Origin of the sequence: Paraburkholderia sp. RL17-373-BIF-A (assembly GCF_046030175.1) — a bacterium.
GTDB lineage: Bacteria > Pseudomonadota > Gammaproteobacteria > Burkholderiales > Burkholderiaceae > Paraburkholderia.
In genome coordinates this window covers 1-2,080 of the sequence record NZ_JARESO010000215.1, presented here as the reverse complement: position 1 = coordinate 2,080, position 2,080 = coordinate 1, and the positions used below count along the sequence as shown (strand labels likewise).

The following is a 2,080-nucleotide window of genomic DNA, read 5'->3' as shown; positions in this document are numbered from 1 at the left end:
ACCGTGTCGGTATAAAACTGCTGATCACGAAGGATTGCGATCAGCAGTCCAACGTGCTCCCTGGTGATACCCAGCTCGCCATAGCATGCCCATGGAAGGCTGCGTTCGGTTGCTTCGGGAAACGCTTCGCCCAAGGTCAGCAGCTGGCTGACGGGAGACGGGTAGTCATGGTTCATAGATATCTCCGAGAATCAACTGGGGCAAAGCATGACGCTGGGCGCCAGGAGTTCCACGCCTGGACCCCCGATAATTTCGGAAGGCATTCAAACAGAGGGGGTTGGTTAGGGTTAAGGGATATATGGGATGAAGCCGCGACGAAAAGCTTCCTCCTGAAAATCGCGCGGCATCTGGCGCGCATCGACGATGTAGCCGTTCACCTCGAGCATCCAGGCCATGGGATTCTCGCCCAGTTGACTGGGCAGTGACCAGCGCGGATCCATCGCGCCGATTTTCAGCAGCGTGATGATTGCGCCGGCCTTGGCGGCTCCGGTCTTCGGGCTCACCCTGAAGTGTTCGCATAGCACGTCGGCCCGCATGTGCGGCGTCTGATGCCGGTCGAACAGGAAATTGACCCGGCCCACGGCGTAGGCAATGCCGCAGGCCCATGAGCGTGCCGGGCCATTGATGAGCGGCGAGGGTCGCTTGCGGCACACGGTCGCCGCCATGCGGCGACAGAGGTCCCGGTACTCGTCGGTCAAGTGTTGTCCGCACACGGCGTCAGTCAGCGCGGTGATTTCGTCGTAGCGGGTCTGTAGCGCGATCGGGATGCGTTCGGTCGACATAGGCGCGAGTTCAGTGGTAAGAAAGTTAGTCCTGCCCGAAGTCGCGGAACCGGTCCGGCGCCAGTTCGGTGTACCGCGTGGTGTGCTGGATATTCCGGTGCCCGAGGTAATGCTGGATGGCGCGCGTGTCGTGCCCGTCATTGGCCAGCTTGTAGCCGGTCGCGTGGCGCAGCATGTGCGGATGCACCGGAAACGCGAGGCCCGCCTGCTGGCCGGCGCGGGTCACGATTTTGCGCACGGCGTCCGGGGTCAACGGCGCCTGGCGCTCGCTGACGAACACGTAGGCGCTGTCCGGGTCGTCGCGTCGCAGCCGCCGCAACGCGCGCAGCTCAGGTCCGCGTAGCGGATGCACGGCGGGCATGCCGTGCTTGCGCCGGACGATATGCACCAGTGCCTAGGCAAGATCCACCTGGTCCCAGCGCAGACTCACCAGTTCCGATACGCGCAGGCCGTGGCGATAGGCGATCAGAATCAGGGCGGCGTCACGCGAGCCATGTCGGCCCAGGTGTGCGGCGGCGGCGATCAGGTCCGCTACTTCCTTTTCGAGCAGGTATTCACGGCTGCGGTAGGCGGCATTCGGTCGCCGTCGCGGAACTTTCCGGTTAACGATGTCTGGCACAGGTCACTCGAGCGGTCCGAAAGCCGCGCTACTGTTCATGGTCGGCCCTTGAACTTTCCGTAATTGGACCATTATAGGGAAACTCGCGACTTTTTCCATCGCCTGGATGCGCGCCCATAACAAGAATCTCACCCTGCTACCCGAAGCCGAGCGCCAGGCGCTCTACGAACGGCCCGATTTCGACGAGTTCCAGCGCGCCGAGTACTTTACTTTCACTCCGGCCGAACTCGCGCTGGCTCAACAGCGCGCCGGATTGCCAGAACAGATCCTGTGTCTGCTGCAGATTGGATATTTCAAGGCCAAACGGGCGTTCTTCTCCCTCACCGACCTGCCTGATGAAGATGCCGCATTCCTGCGGGAACGGTACTTCCCGGAACAGTCGCTGCAACCGAGACCGATCCGGCCGGCTGAGTACTACATCCAGCGTCGCCAGATCCTGCAGCTATTCGACTACCGGTCATGGTCACAGCAGGACGCCGCGCAACTGGCGCGCAAAGCGGCATGCCTGACCCGGCGGGATGTGACGCCCGCCTTCATCCTGACCGAACTCGTCGCCGGGTTGGCCGAGCAGCGCATCGTTCGTCCAGGGTACACCGTATTCCAGACGATCATTAGTGCCGCCCTGAGCGCGGAACGGCAGCGCCTGGGCGAACTGATTGAAGCCGCCCTGACAGATGAA

Annotated in this window: 2 protein-coding genes and 1 pseudogene; 1 reads left to right on the top strand and 2 read right to left on the bottom strand. The window is 62.3% G+C overall.

The annotated features are described in order from the left end of the window. Positions 1-287: 287 nt before the first annotated feature. Together P0D80_RS49735 and P0D80_RS49730 are read right to left on the bottom strand one after the other, a co-directional pair. Entirely contained in the window at positions 288-782 is a 495-nt protein-coding gene (locus tag P0D80_RS49735; protein WP_408295983.1) for a DUF6398 domain-containing protein, read from the bottom strand. Positions 783-807: 25 nt separating this feature from the next. After that, positions 808-1,401 (bottom strand): annotated as a pseudogene (locus tag P0D80_RS49730) (tyrosine-type recombinase/integrase). A gap of 106 nt (positions 1,402-1,507) precedes the next feature. On the opposite strand from P0D80_RS49730, the gene P0D80_RS49725 reads away from it, so the two are divergent. Beyond that, the coding region (locus P0D80_RS49725; RefSeq protein WP_408295981.1) for a DUF4158 domain-containing protein at positions 1,508-2,080 on the top strand (573 nt) is incomplete at its 3' end.

Bases quoted from the DNA above. Each gene is read 5' to 3' on its own strand.
- P0D80_RS49735 (WP_408295983.1), bottom strand. From the start codon at position 782: ATGTCGACCGAACGCATCCCGATCGCGCTACAGACCCGCTACGACGAA.